Annotated in this window: 14 protein-coding genes; 2 read left to right on the top strand and 12 right to left on the bottom strand. The window is 72.6% G+C overall.

The window, feature by feature from the left end:
- Positions 1-80 precede the first annotated feature (80 nt).
- The 8 genes from ABD335_RS08325 to ABD335_RS08290 form a co-directional block, all read right to left on the bottom strand.
- Positions 81-1,424, bottom strand: a complete 1,344-nt coding sequence (locus tag ABD335_RS08325; protein ID WP_344321474.1) for a ThuA domain-containing protein — start codon at positions 1,422-1,424, stop codon at positions 81-83.
- Positions 1,425-1,556: 132 nt separating this feature from the next.
- Positions 1,557-4,010 (bottom strand): PQQ-dependent sugar dehydrogenase, encoded by a 2,454-nt coding sequence (locus tag ABD335_RS08320; RefSeq protein WP_344321472.1) that lies wholly within the window; start codon positions 4,008-4,010, stop codon positions 1,557-1,559.
- Positions 4,011-4,250: 240 nt separating this feature from the next.
- Positions 4,251-5,258, bottom strand: a complete 1,008-nt coding sequence (locus ABD335_RS08315) for a sugar phosphate isomerase/epimerase family protein (RefSeq protein WP_344321471.1) — start codon at positions 5,256-5,258, stop codon at positions 4,251-4,253.
- A 21-nt stretch (positions 5,259-5,279) separates the two neighbouring features.
- Positions 5,280-6,503 (bottom strand): Gfo/Idh/MocA family protein, encoded by a 1,224-nt coding sequence (locus ABD335_RS08310; RefSeq protein WP_344321470.1) that lies wholly within the window; start codon positions 6,501-6,503, stop codon positions 5,280-5,282.
- A 73-nt stretch (positions 6,504-6,576) separates the two neighbouring features.
- Positions 6,577-7,623 carry a substrate-binding domain-containing protein gene (locus ABD335_RS08305; protein WP_344321469.1) on the bottom strand — a complete coding sequence of 349 codons (1,047 nt, stop codon included), beginning with the start codon at positions 7,621-7,623 and terminating at the stop codon, positions 6,577-6,579.
- Positions 7,624-7,699: 76 nt separating this feature from the next.
- On the bottom strand, positions 7,700-8,641 hold the full coding sequence (locus ABD335_RS08300) for an ABC transporter permease (protein WP_344321489.1): 942 nt from the start codon (positions 8,639-8,641) through the stop codon (positions 7,700-7,702).
- Between the two features lie 77 nt (positions 8,642-8,718).
- Positions 8,719-10,251: a sugar ABC transporter ATP-binding protein gene (locus tag ABD335_RS08295; protein WP_344321468.1), complete on the bottom strand. Its 1,533-nt coding sequence runs from the start codon at positions 10,249-10,251 to the stop codon at positions 8,719-8,721.
- Positions 10,252-10,504: 253 nt separating this feature from the next.
- Positions 10,505-11,692, bottom strand: a complete 1,188-nt coding sequence (locus ABD335_RS08290; RefSeq protein WP_344321488.1) for an ROK family transcriptional regulator — start codon at positions 11,690-11,692, stop codon at positions 10,505-10,507.
- A gap of 234 nt (positions 11,693-11,926) precedes the next feature.
- On the opposite strand from ABD335_RS08290, the gene ABD335_RS08285 reads away from it, so the two are divergent.
- Positions 11,927-12,298, top strand: coding sequence for an MmcQ/YjbR family DNA-binding protein (locus ABD335_RS08285; protein WP_344321466.1), 372 nt, complete (start codon positions 11,927-11,929; stop codon positions 12,296-12,298).
- A gap of 106 nt (positions 12,299-12,404) precedes the next feature.
- Here ABD335_RS08285 and ABD335_RS08280 read toward each other — a convergent pair whose 3' ends face one another.
- Complete coding sequence (locus ABD335_RS08280) at positions 12,405-14,009, bottom strand: sodium:solute symporter family protein (protein ID WP_344321465.1); 1,605 nt, start codon at positions 14,007-14,009, stop codon at positions 12,405-12,407.
- Positions 14,010-14,296: 287 nt separating this feature from the next.
- Positions 14,297-15,259 carry a 5-dehydro-4-deoxyglucarate dehydratase gene (locus ABD335_RS08275; protein WP_344321464.1) on the bottom strand — a complete coding sequence of 321 codons (963 nt, stop codon included), beginning with the start codon at positions 15,257-15,259 and terminating at the stop codon, positions 14,297-14,299.
- 294 nt (positions 15,260-15,553) lie between these two features.
- On the opposite strand from ABD335_RS08275, the gene ABD335_RS08270 reads away from it, so the two are divergent.
- Positions 15,554-16,390: an NAD-dependent epimerase/dehydratase family protein gene (locus tag ABD335_RS08270; protein ID WP_344321463.1), complete on the top strand. Its 837-nt coding sequence runs from the start codon at positions 15,554-15,556 to the stop codon at positions 16,388-16,390.
- Between the two features lie 83 nt (positions 16,391-16,473).
- On the opposite strand, the gene ABD335_RS08265 is transcribed toward ABD335_RS08270, so the two are convergent.
- Complete coding sequence (locus ABD335_RS08265) at positions 16,474-17,301, bottom strand: ABC transporter ATP-binding protein (protein ID WP_344321462.1); 828 nt, start codon at positions 17,299-17,301, stop codon at positions 16,474-16,476.
- Positions 17,298-18,344, bottom strand: a complete 1,047-nt coding sequence (locus tag ABD335_RS08260) for a FecCD family ABC transporter permease (RefSeq protein WP_344321461.1) — start codon at positions 18,342-18,344, stop codon at positions 17,298-17,300. Before ABD335_RS08260 ends, ABD335_RS08265 begins: the two co-directional genes overlap by 4 nt.
- Between the last annotated feature and the right edge of the window lie 47 nt (positions 18,345-18,391).

The raw sequence follows: 18,391 nt of genomic DNA, 5'->3' as shown, positions 1-18,391 counted from the left end.
TCGGCGGTCTCCCCGTCCGCCGCCGGGCCGCCGCCGGTCCCCCTCGGGCCGCCGACGGCCGGACCTGGACGGGACGGTCGTCAGCCCCCGGCGGGCAGTTCCTTCACGCGGATGTTGCGGAAGGACACCTCGTCGCCGTCCCCGTGGTTCTGGATGCCGATGTGTCCCCGGGTCAGGCTCCGTGCCGGGTCGGTGTTGGTGAAGTCGTTGATCTTCACGCCGTTGAGCCAGATCCTCAGCCGCTCGCCCTCGACGCGGATCTCGTAGGTGTTCCACTCCCCCGGCGGGTTGAGCGCCCTGTCGCGGGCGGCGATGTCGGCGGACCGGAAGCCGTACACCGATCCCGTGGTCCTCTCCGGCACGTCGGTGGCGTCGATCTGGATCTCGTAGCCGTTGTTCACCGCCGACCAGGGGTCGTCGGAGGCCGGGAAGCCCACGAAGACCCCGGAGTTGTCGTCTCCGGCCATCCTCCAGTCGAGCTTCAGCGAGTAGGACCGGAACTCCTTCGCCGCGTACCAGAGCATTCCCATGCCCCCGGTGGAGGTCAGCGTTCCGTCCTGGAGCGTGAAGGAGCCCGGCCCGGCCTGCCGCCAGCCCTGCGTGCCCGTGCCGTCGAAGAGCGGGGTGTAGCCCTTCTCGGGGCGGCAGTCGGCCTGGGCGGCGCCGATGGCGTAGCGGATGCCGCCCAGCAGGTGGGCGCGGAAGGCCGGTTCCGCGTAGGACTCCCGGGTGTGTCCGCCGCCGGTGTAGAAGGCGCGGCCGCCGCGGTAGGTCTGGCACCAGGAGATGGGGTGGTCCTCCCCCATCGTCCCGCCGGTGTAGGAGGACTCGTCGAGGGTGGCGAGCACGTGGGCCTGCTCCCGCGGGTTGGTGCGGTAGTCGTACCACTCGTCGGTGCGCTCCCAGACGGCGCCCAGGTGGGCGGTCGCGGCGTGCGCCCGGTCCTCGACCTCGATCGTCGCCTGCTGGATGTGCGGGTGGGAGCGGAAGTAGGCGCCCGCCAGTCCGCCGTAGAAGGGCCAGTCGTACTCGGTGTCGGCGGCGGCGTGGACGCCCACGTACCCGCCGCCGTTCTCGATGTAGCGTTCGAAGGCCCTCTGCTGCGTGGTGTTCAGGACGTCGCCGGTGGTGGAGAGGAAGACGACGGCGGCGTAGCGGTCGAGGTTCTTCCGGGTGAAGGCGCCGGCGTCCTCGGTGGCGTCGACGGCGAAGCCGCCCTGCGCGCCGAGTTCCTCGACGGCGGCGATGCCGTCGGGGATGGAGTCGTGGCGGAAGCCGGCGGTCTTGGAGAAGACCAGGACGCGGCTCTCCTCGGCGCGGGGGTCTCGCGGGTCCGGCTGGGCGGCGCTGCCCGGCAGTGCCGTGGCGGCCAGCACCAGCGCCGCGGCGCCCGCGGCCGTGGCGAGGCGTGCGGATGCGTGCATGCGGATGTCCTTCCTCGGGCGGGGCGGTCCGTCGGGCCCGCCCCGGCGCGCGGGAATCGGTCCGGGTGCTGCTCGGTTCGGTTCCGGGCCGTGTCCCGGGCTCCCGGCCCGGGACACGGCCACGGGGTCGGGTCAGCCGGTGGTGAAGGTGAAGTCGTCGACGTCGTAGAGCGCTCCGCCGCCGCTGCCCTTGAAGACCAGGTAGAGCGTGGTCGTCCCGGACGGCGGCCGCTTGATGGGCGTGGTGACGTCGGTGTAGGTCTCCCAGCCGCCCGTCGGCTTCACCTCGACGGAGCCGATCAGCCTGCCGGTGGGGGATCCGGTGCGGACCTCCAGGGTGCCGCCGGAGCCGGCGGACGCCACCCGCGCGGTGAGGGACGTGGCGTTGCCGACGCGGTAGGGCTCGAAGGCGATCCAGTCGCCGTCGTGGACGTTCCCCACCACCCGGCCGCCGTGCGCCGGGGCGTGTTCCACGACGCTCACGCCGTGGGAGTCGCCGTAGTGCTCGGCCTGCCGGTGCCTGGGCTGGAGGACGTTCTGGTCGTGGGTGGTCAGCGCCGGCTGGCCGCCCGCCCCCAGGTCGGTGTACTCGGCGTCGAAGACCCCGAAGATGTTGGCGTTCGGGTCGTGCTCGCCGTCGGCGGTGGTCTTGATGGTGCCGGAGCAGCCGGTCGCGGAGGTGACGGGGTGTCCGTGGCTGTCGTGGCCGAGGATGTGGGTGACCTTGACCCGGGAGCAGTCGATCCTCTTGTCCTCGGGGTCGCTCACCCTGACCTTGAAGGGCACCTCGTCGCCGAAGGTGAACAGCTGTCCGTCACCGGGGAGTTCGAGGGTCACCTTGGGCGCCGTGTTGCCGACGGTGAGGTGGACGGAGGCCGAGCCGGTGCGGCCGGAGGGGTCCTTCACGGTCACGGTGGCGGTGTAGGTGCCGTTCTCCCGGTAGGTGTGGGTGGGGTTGGCCTGGGTGGAGGTTCCGCCGTCGCCGAAGTCCCAGGAGTAGGTGAGCGCGTCGCCGTCGGCGTCGGAGCTGCCGGCCGAGGAGAAGGAGACCTTCAGCGGCGCCCGGCCGGAGGTGCGGTCGGCCGTCGCCTGGGCGACGGGCGAGCGCCCGTCGGTGGCGTTCTCGATCCGGTAGAGGGCGGAGTTCTCGTCGCCGCCGAACCAGGCGGTGCCGTAGTCGAGGACGTACAGCGCGCCGTCCGGCCCGAAGGCCATGTCCATGATCTGCGTGCCGGACCAGGGGAAGGGGTTGATGGAGCGGACGGTGCCGTCCGCGTCGTGCTCGATGCGCTTGATCCAGCGCCGGCCGAACTCGCCCGCGAAGAAGTCGCCGTCGTAGGCCTCGGGGAACTTCACCGGGGAGTCGAGTTCGGGGTCGTGGCGGTAGACCGGTCCGGCCATCGGGGATTCGGAGCCGCTGCCGAACTCGGGGAGCGAGCCGCCGTCGTAGGGGATCCAGGCGGGCTGCGCCGGGGGGAGCTCGGTGAGGCCGGTGTTGTTCGGCGAGGTGTTCCTCGGCGCGGAGCAGTCGAACGACTCCCCGGAGGCGCCGGTGGCGAAGTCGTAGTCGACGTACGGGTCGTTGTCGCCGGTGCAGTAGGGCCAGCCGAAGTTGCCCGGTTCGGTGACCCGGGCGAACTCGACCTGTCCGGCGGGGCCGCGCTCGGGGTCGGCGGCGCCCGCGTCGGGTCCGTAGTCGCCGACGTAGACGGTGCCGGTCGGCTTGTCGACGCTCATCCGGAAGGGGTTGCGGAAGCCCATGGCGTAGATCTCGGGGCGGGTCTTCTCGGTGCCGGGCGGGAAGAGGTTGCCCTCGGGGATCGTGTACGAGCCGTCGTCCGCGACCTTGATGCGCAGGATCTTGCCGCGCAGGTCGTTGGTGTTGCCGGAGGTCCGCTGGGCGTCGTAGGCGGGATTGCGGTTCGCCCGCTCGTCGATGGGGGTGAAGCCGTCGGAGGCGAACGGGTTGGAGTCGTCGCCGGTGGACAGGTACAGGTTGCCCTCGGCGTCGAAGTCGATGTCGCCGCCGACGTGGCAGCAGATGCCGCGGGTGGCGGGCACGTCGAGGACCTTCTTCTCGCTGGCCGTGTCGAGGGTGCCGTCCTCCCTCAGCACGAAGCGGGAGAGGCGGTTGACGCCGTCGAAGGGGGCGAAGTCCTCGGCCGTTCCCTCGTTGGGGGCGTCGCCGGGCGGGGTGTCGAGCGGGGGCGCGTAGTAGAGGTAGATCGCCCGGTTCTCGGCGAAGTTCGGGTCGACGCCGACGCCTTGGAGTCCTTCCTCGTCGTGGGTGTAGACGGGAATCCTCCCGGAGATCCGGGTCTCGCCGGCGGCGTCGGTGATCCGGAGCGTGCCGTCGCGCGAGGTGTGGAGCACGGACCGGTCGGGGAGGACGGCCAGCGACATGGGCTCGCCGGTCTCGGCGGCCCCCTGGGCGAGGGTGACCTGCTGGAATTCCTCGGCCGCGGCGTCGCTCCGGTCGGGTTGGGCGCCGGCGTGCGGGGCGGTGAGCGCGAGGGTCGCTCCGACGAGGAGTGCGCTGGTGAAGCCGGCGAGGGCTGTGCGGAGTCTGGGCCGTTTCCTGTGCACGGATGTCCTCCGGGGGATGACGGTGTGTGACAGGCGCGCGCCGTCGCGCCGGGGCCGGTCGGCGAGGGGGATGCCGGTGACCGGTACATATCAAAGGACCGTAACGGCCTTTGTCCGATCCGGAAACCCCTTTGACATCTAACAGGTCAGCTTTTTCCTTCGCATGGACAAAGCGGCGGAGGGCAGGGGGGAACCGCCCGGCGGCACGGCACGCCGCCGGGCTGGTCACCGGGCCCGCCCTCAGTCCTCGCCGCCTCCGAAGGCGGCGTCGAACGCGGCCGAGGGAGGCTCGAAGTCGTACGCCCTCAGCCGGGTCAGTGCCTCGGGCGCCCCCTGGATGCGGTCCATCCCCGCGTCCTCCCACTCCACCGAGACGGGCCCGTCGTAGCCGATCGAGCGCAGCATCCGGAAGACGTCCTCCCAGGCCACGTCGCCGTGCCCGGCCGAGACGAAGTCCCAGCCGCGCCGCGGGTCGCCCCAGGGCAGGTGGGAGCCGAGGCGGCCGTTGCGACCGTCCAGCCGGCGCCGGGCCTCCTTGCAGTCCACGTGGTAGATCCGGTCGCGGAAGTCGTACAGGAAGCCCACCGGGTCCAGGTCCTGCCACACGAAGTGGCTGGGGTCGAAGTTCAGTCCGAAGGCGGGGCGCCGGCCGACGGCCTCCAGCGCCCGGTGGGTGGTCCAGTAGTCGTAGGCGATCTCGCCCGGGTGGACCTCGTGGGCGAAGCGGACGCCCTCGGCGTCGAAGACGTCCAGGATCGGGTTCCAGCGCTCGGCGAAGTCGGTGTAGCCGCGCTCGATCATGGCCTCCGGCACGGGCGGGAACATCGCGACCAGGTGCCAGATGGCCGAGCCGGTGAAGCCGACGACGGTGCGCACCCCGAAGGCGGCGGCGGCGCGGGCGGTGTCGGCCATCTCGGCGGCGGCCCGCCGGCGCACCCCCTCGGGTTCGCCGTCGCCCCAGATCCGGGCGGGCAGGATGGCCCGGTGCCGTTCGTCGATGATCGCGTCGCACACGGCCTGGCCGACGAGGTGGTTGGAGATCGTCCAGCACTTCAGGCCGTACTTCTCCAGCAGCGCGTGGCGCCCGTCGAGGTAGCCGGGCTCGTGCAGGGCCCGGTCCACCTCGAAGTGGTCGCCCCAGCAGGCGAGTTCGAGCCCGTCGTAGCCGAAGTCGCGGGCCAGGCGGCAGACCTCCTCCAGCGGCAGGTCCGCCCACTGTCCGGTGAACAGGGTGAAGGGTCGGGGCACGGTGCCTCCTCGAAGGGCGCGTCAGGCGGGGACGGGGGGCACCGGCGACGCCGGCGGCACCCGGGTGTAGGCGGAGTTGTTCGCGGCGCTCTCCTCGACCGCGGCCAGCACCCGCTGCACCTGGAGTCCGTCGTCGAAGGAGGGTTCGGGCCCCTCCCCGGCGGCGACGGCGAGCAGCAGGTCCCGCGCCTGGTGGACGAAGGTGTGCTCGTAGCCGAGGCCGTGGCCGGGCGGCCACCAGCCCTCCAGGTAGGGGTGGTCGGGCTCGGTGACCAGGATGCGGCGGAACCCGGCGGTGGACGGCGGCTCGGTGCCGTCGTAGAGGTGCAGCTCGTTGAGGCGTTCGAGGTCGAAGACGAGCGAGCCGCGTTCCCCGTTGAGTTCGATGTGCAGCGCGTTCTTGCGGCCCGTCGCGAAGCGGGTGGCCTCGAAGGAGGCGAGCGCCCCGGAGGCGAGCCGTCCGGTGACCAGCGCGGCGTCGTCCACGGTGACCTCGCCCCGCTCGGCGCCTCCGGTGCCCGACAGGCCCGCGACGGCCCCCTCGGGCAGTGGCCGCTCCCGTACGAAGGTCTCGGTCATCGCGGAGACCCCGGCCAGCGGCTCGCCCGCCAGGTACTGGGCGATGTCGATGGCGTGGGAGCCGATGTCGCCCAGCGCGCCGGAGCCGGCCTGTTCCCGGCGCAGCCGCCAGGTCAGCGGGAAGCCGGGGTCGGTGAGCCAGTCCTGCAGGTAGGTGACCCGTACGTGCCGCAGGCCCCCGATCCGGCCGGCCGCCACCATGCGGCGGGCCAGCGCCAGGGCCGGCAGGCGCCGGTAGTTGAAGCCGACCATGGCCACCTGTCCGCGCGTCCGGGCGGCCCGCGCGGCCTCGGCCATGGCCTCGGCCTCCTCCACCGTGTTGGCCAGCGGCTTCTCGCACAGGACGTGCTTGCCCGCCTCCAGGGCCGCGACGGCGATCTCGGCGTGGCTGCTGCCGGGGGTGCAGATGTCGACGAGCTGGACGTCGTCGCGGGCGACCAGCGCGCGCCAGTCGGTCTCGGCGGCGGCCCAGCCGTGCCTGTCCGCCGCGGCGCGCACCGCGTCCGGGTCCCGGCCGCAGACGGCGGACATCACCGGCGTCAGCGGCAGGTCGAAGACGTGGGCGACGGTGCGCCAGGCCTGGGAGTGGGCGGCGCCCATGAAGGCGTAGCCCACCATGCCCACCCCGAGGGTGGGTCGCTTGCTCTCGTTGTCGGAAGCGTCCATGGGGTCTCCAAATCGTCTCCGCGCCGTCGGGTCCGCGCCGGGAGGGCCCCGGCCGCGGGGATCGCGGTGCGGGTCACCGGAAGCCGGTCGGCAGGTACTGGTCGACGTTGTCCTTGGTGACGACGGCGGAGTAGAGGGTGAGTGAGGCCGGGATCTCGAACTCGGCCAGTCCGCTGATCCCCTTTCCCTGGCCGAGGGCGCGGGCGAGGTCGATGGCGGAGGCGGCCATGGTGGGCGGGTAGAGCACGGTGGCCTTCAGCACGGTGTCGTCCGCCTTGATGGCGTCCATGGCGTGCCGGGAGCCCGCGCCGCCGACCATGAAGAACTCGTCGCGCCCGGCCTGTTCGATGGCGCGCTCGGCGCCCACGCCCTGGTCGTCGTCGTGGTTCCACAGCGCGTCGAACTCGGGTACGGCGCGCAGCAGTTGGGCCATCTTGGCCTGGCCGGACTCGACGGTGAAATCGGCGGCCTGGCGGGCGACCTTCTCGATGTTGGGGTAGTTCTTCAGCGCGTCGTCGAAGCCCTGGGTCCGCTGCCGGGTCAGCTCCAGGTTGTCCATGCCGGCCAGTTCGACGACCTTGGCGTTCTTCTTGTCCTTCAGCCGTTCGCCGATGTAGCGCCCGGCGTTGAGGCCCATGCCGTAGTTGTCGCCGCCGACCCAGCAGCGGTACGCCTGCGGGGAGGCGAAGATCCGGTCGAGGTTGACCACGGGGATGCCCGCGCGCATGGCCTTGAGCCCGACCTGGGTGAGGGCCTTGCCGTCGGCGGGGAGGACGACCAGGACGTCGACCTTCTTGTTGATGAGGGTCTCGATCTGGCCGATCTGCTGGGCGGTGTCGTTGGAGCCCTCGGTGGTCTCCAGGGTGACGTCGGAGTACTTCTCCGCGCGGCTGGTGGCCATCTCGTTGATGGCGTTGAGCCAGCCGTGGTCGGCCTGCGGCCCGGCGAAGCCGATGGTGACCGGCTTGCCCGGCTTGTCCTCGGCGACGTCGGCCTGACGGGCGTCGGTGTCCTTGTCGTTGTTCTCGTTGCTGGTGCAGCCGGTGAGGAGGGCGCCGGCCGAGACCGCGGCGGTGCCGAAGAGCAGTCCTCTGCGGCTGGGGAGGGAGGGTGTGGGCATGACGGGACCCTTCGTTCGACGTGCGGGGTGCGGGGTGGTGTCCGACGGGGTCGCGGAGGGCGCGGGCCGGGCCCGGCTACGCGGTCCCGGAGCGCGCGGTGCGGTGCTGGACCAGAACGGCGGCGACGATGATCGCGCCCTTGGCGATCTGCTGGACGTCGCTCTGGAGGTTGTTGAGCGCGAACAGGTTGGTGATGGTGGTGAAGACCAGGACGCCCAGGACGGAGCCGGTGATGGTGCCCCGGCCGCCGCTGAGGAGGGTGCCGCCGATGATCGCGGCGGCGATGGCGTCGAGTTCGTAGAGGTTGCCGTTGGTGTTCTGGCCGGAGCCGGTGAGGACGATCAGCATGAAGGCGGCGATGCCGCAGCACAGCCCGGACAGCAGGTACAGCAGCAGCCGCTGCCGCTTGACGTCGATGCCGGCCAGCCGGGCGGCCTCGGCGTTCCCGCCGACGGCCACGGTGCGGCGGCCGAAGGTGGTGCGGCCCAGCAGCAGCCAGCCGGCCAGGGTGACGGCCGCGAAGACCAGCACCAGCGGGGGCACGCCCAGCACGTAGGCGTCGCGCATGCCCAGTTCCAGCACGGCGTCGACCTCGATGACCTGGGTCTTGCCGTCGCTGATCTGCAGGGCCAGGCCGCGGGCGGAGGCGAGCATGGCCAGGGTGGCGATGAAGGGGACCATCGGCCCGTAGGCGATGAGCAGGCCGTTGACCAGCCCGCAGCCGAGCCCCACCAGCAGCGCGCACAGCAGCATCCCGCCCAGTCCGAACTCCTGGGTGGCGACCGTGGTGGCCCACACCGAGGCCAGCGCGACGATCGCGCCGACGGACAGGTCGATGCCGCCCCCGATGATCACGAAGGTGACGCCGACGGTGACGACGCCGATGACGGACGCCTGGGTGAGGATGAGCTGGAGGTTGCCCGCGCTCAGGAACTGCTCGGGCGCGGTGACGGCCCCGACGGCCACCAGCACGGCCAGGACGCCGAGCAGGGACAGGTGGTGCAGGTCCACGGGCACGGCCCGGCTCCCCCTCCCGCGGGGCGGGGACGCGGGGGCGTTCTTCTCCTCGGTGGGCTTCCCGGTGGGCGCGGCGCTCAGCACGGCGTGCTCCCTTCCATGACGAGGTCGAGGACCCGGTGCTCGTCGAGCTCCCGGGCGGGGGCGGTGTGGACGACGCGGCCCTCGCGCAGCACCAGCACCCGGTCCGCCAGGCCGAGGACCTCGGGCACCTCGCTGGAGACCAGCAGGACGGCCCGGCCCGCGTCGGCCAGCCGGCGGATCAGCGCGTACAGCTCCGCGCGGGCGCCGACGTCGACGCCGCGGGTGGGTTCGTCCAGCAGCAGGACCCGGCAGTCGCGCAGCAGCCAGCGCGCCAGGACGGCCTTCTGCTGGTTGCCGCCGGAGAGGGTGCGCACCGGGCGGTCGGGGTCGTCGGGGCGCATCGACAGCTCGCGGACGGCCGCGTGGGCGGTGGCGCGCTCGCGCGAGCGGTCCAGCCAGCCGCCGCGGGAGAAGCGGGGCAGCGTGGACAGCGTCACGTTGCGGGTGATGGATTCGAGCATCAGCAGGGCCTGGGCCTTGCGTTCCTCGGGGGCGAGCCCGAGTCCGGCGCGCACCGCGGCGGTGACGCTGCCGGGGCGCAGGGGTCGGCCGTCGACCAGGACCCGGCCCGCGCTGGGGCGGCGGGCGCCGTAGATCGTCTCCAGGATCTCCGAGCGGCCGGAGCCGACCAGTCCGGCCAGTCCCACGATCTCGCCGGGGCGCACCTGGAGGTCCAGCGGCGCGAACTCCCCCTGGCGGGCGAGCCCCTCGACCCGCAGCACGGGCTCGGCGTCCGGCGGGCGGACCGGGCGGTCGGGGAAGGCGTACTCCACGTCGCGGCCGGTCATCAGGGCGACGACGTCGCGTGTGGGGGTGGTGCGGGCGGGCAGTCCGCGGGCGGCGGTGCGGCCGTCCTTCAGCACGGTGACGCGGTCGCCGATGCGGCGGATCTCCTCCAGCCGGTGGGAGATGTAGAGGACGGCCACGCCCTCGGCGGTGAGGGAGGCGACGATCCGGAAGAGGTTGTCGACCTCGTCGGGGCCGAGCGCGGCGGACGGCTCGTCCATGACGATCAGGCGTGCCCGGTGGGACAGGGCGCGGGCCATGGAGACGACCTGCTGCCCGGCCGCCGGCAGGGAGCCGACGGGGGTGTTCGGGTCGATCTCGGCGTGGCCGAGCCGGGCCAGGAGGGCGGCGGTGCGGGCGCGGGCCTCGCGGGCCCGCACGAAGCCGCCGGTGGCGACCTCGTGTCCGAGGAAGACGTTCTCGGCCACCGACAGGTGTTCCACCAGGTCCAGTTCCTGGTAGATGGTGGCGATGCCCAGGCGCATGGCGGCGGTGGGCGACTTCGGTCGGACCGTCTCCCCCAGCCAGGTGATCTCTCCTTCGTCGGGTTGGTGGGCCCCGGCGATCACCTTGATCAGGGTGGACTTCCCGGCGCCGTTCTGGCCCAGCAGGCAGTGCACCTCTCCGGGCGCGATGTCGAGGTCGACGCCGTCGAGGGCGCGGACGCCGGGGAAGGACTTGGTGATGCCGGACAGGACGAGGAGGGGGGCGGGGGCCGGCTGGTCGTGCTCTGGTGCCATGGCGGACTCCTGGAGGCACCCCATGCCGTTCGGGCCATGGGGAGGGTGCGGCCGGTGGGCAGGGCGAAGCAGGGCGGGTCGGGGCAGGTCGGGACTCGGTGCGGGTCGCGGAGGTGGTGCGGCTCGTACTGCGCGTGGTGCGGGGCGCGGACGTGCGTCCGGTGGTGCGGCACGGGGACGCCGCCGTGGTGGTGCGGCTCGATGCGGTTGTGGTGCGGTCGTGGCGCGGTGCGGATGGTGCCGTGCCCGGCCGTCAGGCCGGGGAGAACAGGTGGTCGCTGATGAGCCGGGCCGCGCCGATGACTCCGGCGACGGGTCCCAGCTCGCCGAGCACGATGGGGAGGTTTCCGGTGGCCAGGGGCAGGGACTGGCGGTAGACCTGGGTGCGGATGCTGGCGAGCAGGGTGTGGCCGAGGCCGGTGACACCGCCGCCGATCACCACCAGGCCGGGGTTGAAGAAGCTGACCAGGCCGGCGATGACCTGGCCTATGCGGTTGCCGCCGACGCGGATGAGGTCGAGGGACGCGGTGTCCCCCGCCGACGCGGCGGCCGCCACGTCGGCGGCCGTCAGCCGTCCGGCGGCCTCCAGCCGGGAGGCGAGTTCGGGCGATCGGCCGTCCCGGGCGGCCTCCTCGGCGTCACGGGCGAGCGCCGCGCCGCCGAAGTACGCCTCCAGGCAGCCGCGGTTGCCGCAGGCGCACTGGCGGCCCTGCGAACCGTGTTCCACCTGGATGTGTCCGATGTCGCCGGCGCTGCCCGTCGCGCCGCGGTAGACCTCGCCTCCCGCGACGATGCCGCAGCCGACGCCGGTGCCGATCTTGACGCAGAGGAAGTCCTGCACGGACCGGGCCACGCCCGCGTGCTGCTCCCCCAGCGCCATGAGGTTCACGTCGTTGTCGACCATGACCGGGCAGCCCAGTTCCTGACTGAGCGCCTCGCGGACGGGGAAGCCGTCCCAGCCGGGCATGATCGGCGGTGCCACGGGGACGCCCTCGGGGAAGCGGACCGGTCCCGGTACGCCGATGCCGGCGCCGTCGAAGCCCTCGGCCACTCCCGTGGCGCGGAGCTTGGCCGCCATGGAGAGGACCTGTTCGAAGACGGCGACCGGCCCTTCCCGCACGTCCATGGGCTGGTTGAGGTGGCCGAGGACCTCCAACTCGGCGTTGGTGACGGCCACGTCGACCGAGGTGGCGCCGATGTCGATGCCGAGGAAGCGCAGCCCCGGCGCGAGCCGGATGTTGTGGGACCGGCGTCCGCCGCGCGAGGCGGCGAGTCCGTCGGCCACCACGAGTCCGGTCTCCAGCAGGCGGTCTATCTCCACCGCCAGCTTGGAGCGGGAGAGGTCGACCAGGTCGCCCAGTTGGGCGCGGGAGTTGGGGCCTCCGTCGCGCAGCAGGCGGAGGAGTCGGGCCTGGTGCGCGTTCGCGGGTCGAGCCGTCATCCGTCTCACGCCGCCCTCCCTCCCCGTCCTCACGCGTGGGAATGCCAGTCGGTTCGGCCCCGGCGAACTCCTGTGGTCTCGCCGGGCTTTCACGGGGGAACATAGCAGCGGCTGTCGGGGCTGGGAAGAAGTTGCGCAGGGAATGGCGCACACTTTTTCCGGACTCAGGACAAAGATGGGTTCCACGGCCTCCGGGACCGGCGCGTCCCGCTCCGGGGCGGCTACCGTAGGGCCGTGATCGATGCCGACGACGTCCGCCGTATCGCGCTCTCCCTCCCCGAGACCGTCGAGAAGGAGGCGTGGAGCATGCCCACCTTCCGTGTGGCGGGGAGGATGTACCTCACCGTTCCCGACGACGAGACCTCCATCGCGGTGCGCTGCCCCCGGCACGAGCGGGAGGAGCTGATCGCGGCCGAGCCGGAGAAGTTCTGGGTGCCCCGCCACGAGGCGAGTTCCGCCTGGGTGCGGGTGCGGCTGGCCGCCCTGGAGGACTTGGCGGAGCTGCGCGACATCGTCGTCGACTCCTGGCGGCAGGCCGCGCCCGAGCGTCTCACCGAGGCGTTCCCCGAGCTGGTGCCGGGAGCGGGGGCCGCCGGCCCCCGGTGAGCCCTCCCGGCCGGCCGGACGAGCGCACGGTGGTGCCCGGACGCNNNNCGGCGTCCGGGCACCACCGTGCGCTCGCGCCGCGCGCGGGCGTCCCGCGCGCGGCGCCTCAGGAGCGCGAGGTGGTCCGCGGGGACCGGGACTCGGGCCCGGCGGGCGCGGGGATCGTGCCCGCCACGGCGGCGCTGTCGGAGGCGGGCGGGTCTTCGAGCAACCTCTTCTCCAGCGCGGCCCGTTCGGCGTCCGAGGGGTCGCTGCCGAGGGAGTCGATCAGGGCGTCGCGTGCCGCGCCGCCCTCGGGCCGCACCAGTCCGACGAGGACGTACAGCGCCAGCGAGGTGAGCACCGGCAGGCCGACGTTCGCGGTCTGGGAGGCGTCCTCCACACCCCAGTAGAGGTACGCCCACACCGCGAGCCCGCCGGCCCAGGAGGTGAGCGCCGCGAGCGGTCCGTGGCGCCGGAACCAGGGCAGCAGGCCGAGCATCAGCGGGATGGAGATCGGGCCCATGGTGGCGGCGACGACGCTCACCACGACCGTCATGATGAAGCCGTCCGGGTCGGCGAAGAGCGCGAAGGCCATGCTGACCGCGACGAAGGCGACCGTGGTGATCCGCGCGAACATCAGCTGGCCCGCCTGTGTCAGACGCCGTACGCGCGGGACGAGCACCGGGGCGAGGTCGCGGGTGATGACGGCGGTGATGACGTTGGAGTCGGAGGCGACCATGGCCATGGTGTGCGAGAAGAACCCGGCCAGGAGCAGTCCGATGACGCCCGCGGGCAGGAGTTCCTGCGCGAGCCTGATGTAGGACTCCTCGCCGTTCTCGATGCCGGGGACGACGAGCGGGGCGGCGATCATCGGCACGAAGAGGATGAACGGCCACACGATCCACAGGAAGCTGGAGAGCAGCGCGGACTTCTTCGCCCGGGAGCCGGACGGCGCGGCCATGTACCGCTGGGCCAGGTTCCACATGCCGCCGTTGTACTCGAAGGTCTTCACCAGCAGGAACGCCATGATCAGTCCGCTGGTGACGGGACCGGCGACCGGGTCGCCGTGGCCGTCCGGCAGATCGCCCCACATCGTCCAGAGCGTGGCCACGCCGTCCAGGTGCGCGAAGAGCGCGAAGAGCATCGCGAAGCCGGCGACGCCCTGGATGACGAACTGTCCGAAGTCGGTGAGAACGTCGGCCCACAGGCCGCCGAAGGCCATGTAGAACATGGTGCAGATGCCGGTCAGGGTGATGCCCCACACCAGCGGGATGTCGGCGAAGCCCTGGAGCAGCAGGGCGATGGCGACCCACTTGGCGGCGATGTCGACGACCTTCAGGATCGCTCCGCTGTAGGCGAGGACCTGCTGGGTGGGCAGGTTGTAGCGGATGGCGAGGTAGGCGAGCGGCGAGTTGACGCCGTGTCTGGCGCGCAGTCGGTTCCAGCGGGCGGCGAAGAGGAAGGCGCCGATCCCGATGCCCAGTCCGATGGTGAGCGGCCACCAGAAGTAGACGGTGACGCCGTGGTCGTACGCGACCGCCGCGAAGGTCACGAACATGATCGCGCTGTAGCCGGACATGTGGTGCGAGATCCCGGAGAGCCACCACGGTATGCGGCCACGGGCCGTGAAGAAGTCGGCGACGGTGTGGATGCGTTTCCTCGACCAGAGGCCGATGCCCACCATCACGAAGAAGTAGGCACCCAGCACGATCCAGTCCAGCGTGGCCATAACAGCTCCCTGGTTTCACGTATGTGAACTACTGCCAGGTTCATGAACGAGTGCCGTCACAGTAGAAGCGCTCCCAGGGGGCGTCAATACGCATGAAAGGGCAATCTCGTGAAGGGAGTAGACGGCATGTCCGGGCAGCGCGTTCATCTCCGTGAACCGGAGGTGCCTGGAGGACGGTAGGAGCCGGCGGGCGGGGCGTCAACGGGGACGACGGCGGGACGCCCCCGGCGGGCCGGGGACGTCCCGTGCTCACGGACGGCGGAGGGCCGGCAGCCCTCACAGGGCCCTCACGGGGCGCTTCCGGCCTCCTCCGCCTCGACGCCCTCCGCCAGCAGGGCGTGCCCCCGCTCGACGAGGGCCGCCAGTTCCTCGACGTGCTCGGCGGCCGGCTCGCTCAGCGGGGGCCGCACGCCGCCCACGTCCAGACCGCGCAGCCGCACCCCGGCCTTGACGAGCGAGACCGCGTACCCGCGCCCCTTGTTCCGCAACTCCACCAGGGGGCGGTAGAACCCGTCGAGGAGGCGGTGCACCGTCGCGTCGTCGCCCTCGACGAGGGCCCGGCGGAAGGCGACGGCGATCTCCGGGGCGAAGCAGAAGACGGCGGAGGAGTAGAGCGTGACCCCGATGCCCCGGTAGGCCAGGCCGGTGAGTTCGGCGGTCGGCAGCCCGTTGAAGTACAGGAAGTCCCCGTCGGGTTCCGCGGTGCGCACGGCGCTGACGATCCGCTGCATCAGGTCGAGGTCGCCCAGGCCGTCCTTCAGACCGACGATCCTGGGGTGGCGGGCGAGTTCGACCACGGTCTCGGGGGCGAAGACGGCGTTGTCCCGCTGGTAGACGACGATGTCCAGCTCGGCCGCGTCGGCGAGGGCGGTGTAGTGGTCCCGCAGCCCCGCCTGGTCGGGCACGACCAGATAGGGGGGCATGGCGAGCAGTCCGTCGGCGCCCTCCTCCCGGGCGGCGCGGGCGTACTGGACGGCGAGGGCGGTGCCGTAGCCCGCGCCCGCGATCACCGGCACCCGTCCCGCGGCCTCCGCCACCGCGGCGGAGACGCACGCGCGGAACTCGTCGAGCGTCAGGGCGTGGAACTCGCCGGTGCCGCAGCACGCGAAGACGGCGGCGGCACCGGCGTCGATGCCCCGTCGCACGTGCGCGCGGAACACGTCGGTGGCGAGAGCACCGTCCGGCCCGTACGCGGTGACGGGGAAGAAGAGCAGGCCATCGAGGCGGCTGGCGAGGGGGGCTGGGGACACGGCACTCCCTGGGCGTGTGGCACGGCAGATGACGTGCATATTGATGACCATTGTTTATATTTATGAACAGCGCCACGGTAGGCCGGCGATCCGGGGCGGTCAAGGAGAGCGTCTGCGAAATCCCCTCCAACAGCCATGAAAGGACGACGACAGGTCATCGCGCCCGACACTTGACGGTAGGCCGAGGACTCCTTAGCGTGCTCACGAATGTGAATGCTGTCCACGCTTGCGGAGCGACATGAGGATGTGTCGCACCGCGCGCGTCGCCCTCTTCCCGTACCGAGGAGAACGCCCATGCCCTCCCCCCGCACCGTCCTGCTCACCGGCGCCGCGGGCGGCCTCGGCACCCTGATGCGGGGGCTGTTGCCCTCCTACGGTTACACCCTCAGGCTCCTCGACGTCGCCCCCGTCGAACCGCTGCCCGACGCGGACGGCCGGGAGCACGCCGAGGAGACGATCACCGCCGACCTCGCGGACCGCGCCGCGCTGCGCGAGGCCGTGCGGGGCGTGGACGCCGTCGTCCACCTGGCCGGGATCTCGCTCGAAGCGCCCTTCGAGAAGATCCTGCGGGCCAACATCGAGGGCACGTACAACCTCTACGAGGCGGTCCGCGAGGAGGGCGTCCGGCGCGTCGTCTTCGCCTCCAGCAACCACGCCATCGGCTACACCCCGCGCCCCCGCGAGGGGGACCCGCTGATCCCCGTCGACACCCCGCGCCGTCCCGACACCTTCTACGGCCTGTCCAAGTCGTTCGGCGAGGACCTGGCCCAGCTCTACTGGGACCGGCACGGCATCGAGACCGTCTCCGTCCGCATCGGCTCCTGCTTCCCCGAGCCCACGACGGTGCGGATGCTCTCGGTCTGGATGAGCCCGGCCGACGGCGCCCGTCTCTTCCACGCCGCCCTGACCGCCGAGGGGGTCGGCCACACCGTCGTCTACGGCTCCTCCGCCAACACCCGGCTGTGGTGGGACCTCTCCTCGGCGCGGGCCCTGGGGTACGAGCCCCAGGACGACTCCGAGCCGTACGCCGAGAAGCTCGTCGCCGAACAGGGCGACCTCGACCCGGACAACCCCGATCACGCCTGCGTGGGAGGGCATTTCACCACCAACCCGCCGATCTGGCCGCACTGAGCGGCACGGGGTCGGCGGGGCCGACCGGTCCGTCGGGGCCGTGGACGCGCGACGGCGGGCGGGTGACCGCCGCCGCGCGCGGGTCAGGAGGCCGTCACGGGGGTCGCCGCCAGGGCCGTGGGGCAGACCACGGGGGTGCCGTGGACGGGGTCGGTGAGGATGGTGCTCTCCACCCCGTACAGGGTGCGCACCAGATCGGGGGTCATGACGTCCGCGGGGGCGCCCTGCGCGACGATCCGACCGTCCAGCAGCGCCAGCATGTGGTCGGCGTAGCGGCAGGCCGTGGTCAGGTCGTGGAGGACGAGCACGACCGTGCGCCCCTTGGCGGCCAGCCCGCGGATCATCTCCAGGACCTCCAACTGGTGGCCGATGTCGAGGGCGGAGGTGGGCTCGTCCAGCATCAGGATCTCGGTGTCCTGCGCCACCGCCATCGCGATCCAGGCGCGCTGCCGCTGGCCGCCGGAGAGCGTCTCCAACCGCCGGTCCGCCAACTCCCTCAGGTCCGCGGCGTCCAGGGCCGCCTCCACCGCCTCGGCGTCGGCCCTCGACCACTGGCGCAGCAGTCCCTGGTGCGGTTGGCGGCCGTAGCGCACCAGGTCGCGCACCGTCAGGCCGTCCGGTGCCGTGGCCGACTGCGGCAGCAGGCCGATCGTGCGGGCCACCTCCCGCGTGGAGATCGAGGCGAGCTCCCGGCCGTCCAGCAGCACCGCTCCCTCGCGCGGCGCGAGGAGCCGGGCGAGCCCGCTGAGCAGCGTCGACTTGCCGCAACCGTTGGGGCCGACGATCGCGGTGACCCGGTGCGGCGGCAGCTCGACGTCCAACTCCCGCACGATCGGGGTGCGTCCGTGGGCGAGCGTGAGGGACGTGGTCTCCAGCCGGCGGGCCTCGGTCGCGGGGTTCACGGGGTTCACGGCGTTCTCCTCGTGCGGGTGGTGAGCAGCAGCCACAGCAGGTACGGGCCGCCGACGACGGCGGTGACCAGACCCACGGGAATCTCCAGCGGAGCCATCACGGTCCTGCCGATCAGGTCGGCCGGCAGGGTGAAGACGGCTCCGGCGAGCGCCGAGGTCACCACGGGGACGGGTCCGGGCCCGGTCAGGCGCCGGGCGGCCTCGGGCGCGGCCAGGGCGATCATGCCGAGCGGGCCGGCGACGGCCACGGCCAGTCCGGCGCAGACGACGGAGGTGAGCAGCACCGCCACGCGCAGGGGCCGCACCCGCACCCCCAGTCCGGTGGCGACGGAGTCGGAGAAGCGCAGCACGTTCAGCCGGCGCCCCAGGACCACCGCGAGCGGCAGGCAGACCAGCAGCCCCGCCTCCAGCACCGTGACCGCCGTCTGGGAGCGGCTGTTGAGGGTGCCGACGGTCCAGGCGAACGCGGCGTTCGCCGCGTCGACCTCCGCCCGGGACAGGATCAGGTTCGTCACCGCCCCGAAGACCGCGCCGACCCCCAGCCCCACGACGAGGAACCGGTAGCCGCGCTGCCCGGCTCCCCCGCTGAGGGCGAGGGTGAGCACGGCGGCCGTGGCGGCGCCGGTCAGGGCCGTCGCCGACGGCAGCAGGCTCGTGGCGGAGGAGACGATGCCGGCGACGGCGAACGCGGTCGCGCCGTTGTTCAACCCCACGGTGTCCGGGGTGGCCAGCCGGTTCCCCGAGAGCGTCTGCATCAGGCAGCCGGCCGCCCCCAGGGCCGCGCCGACCGCGATCCCGGCCTCGACCCGGGGCATGCGCAGCTCCTCCACGACCAGCAGGTCGCGCGGACTGCCGCTGCCCGACAGCGCCGCGCGCAGGGCGTCGAGCGGGGCCACGGCGATGTCGCCGACGGACAGGCACACCGCGGCCACCGCGACCAGGAGCAGCACGAGCGAGACGCCGGCGAGCAGCGGTCTGAGGGGCACGAGGACGGAGAGGCCGCCCGCGGCCAGCCGGAACGTGCCCGGCGGTGCGGCGGGCACGGACGGCGCGACCGTGTCCCGCGGCGGGCGCGGGCGCGGGACGGACG

Origin of the sequence: Streptomyces macrosporus (assembly GCF_039533145.1) — a bacterium.
Taxonomy (GTDB): domain Bacteria; phylum Actinomycetota; class Actinomycetes; order Streptomycetales; family Streptomycetaceae; genus Streptomyces; species Streptomyces macrosporus.
This window is presented reverse-complemented; position numbering and strand designations above follow the sequence as displayed.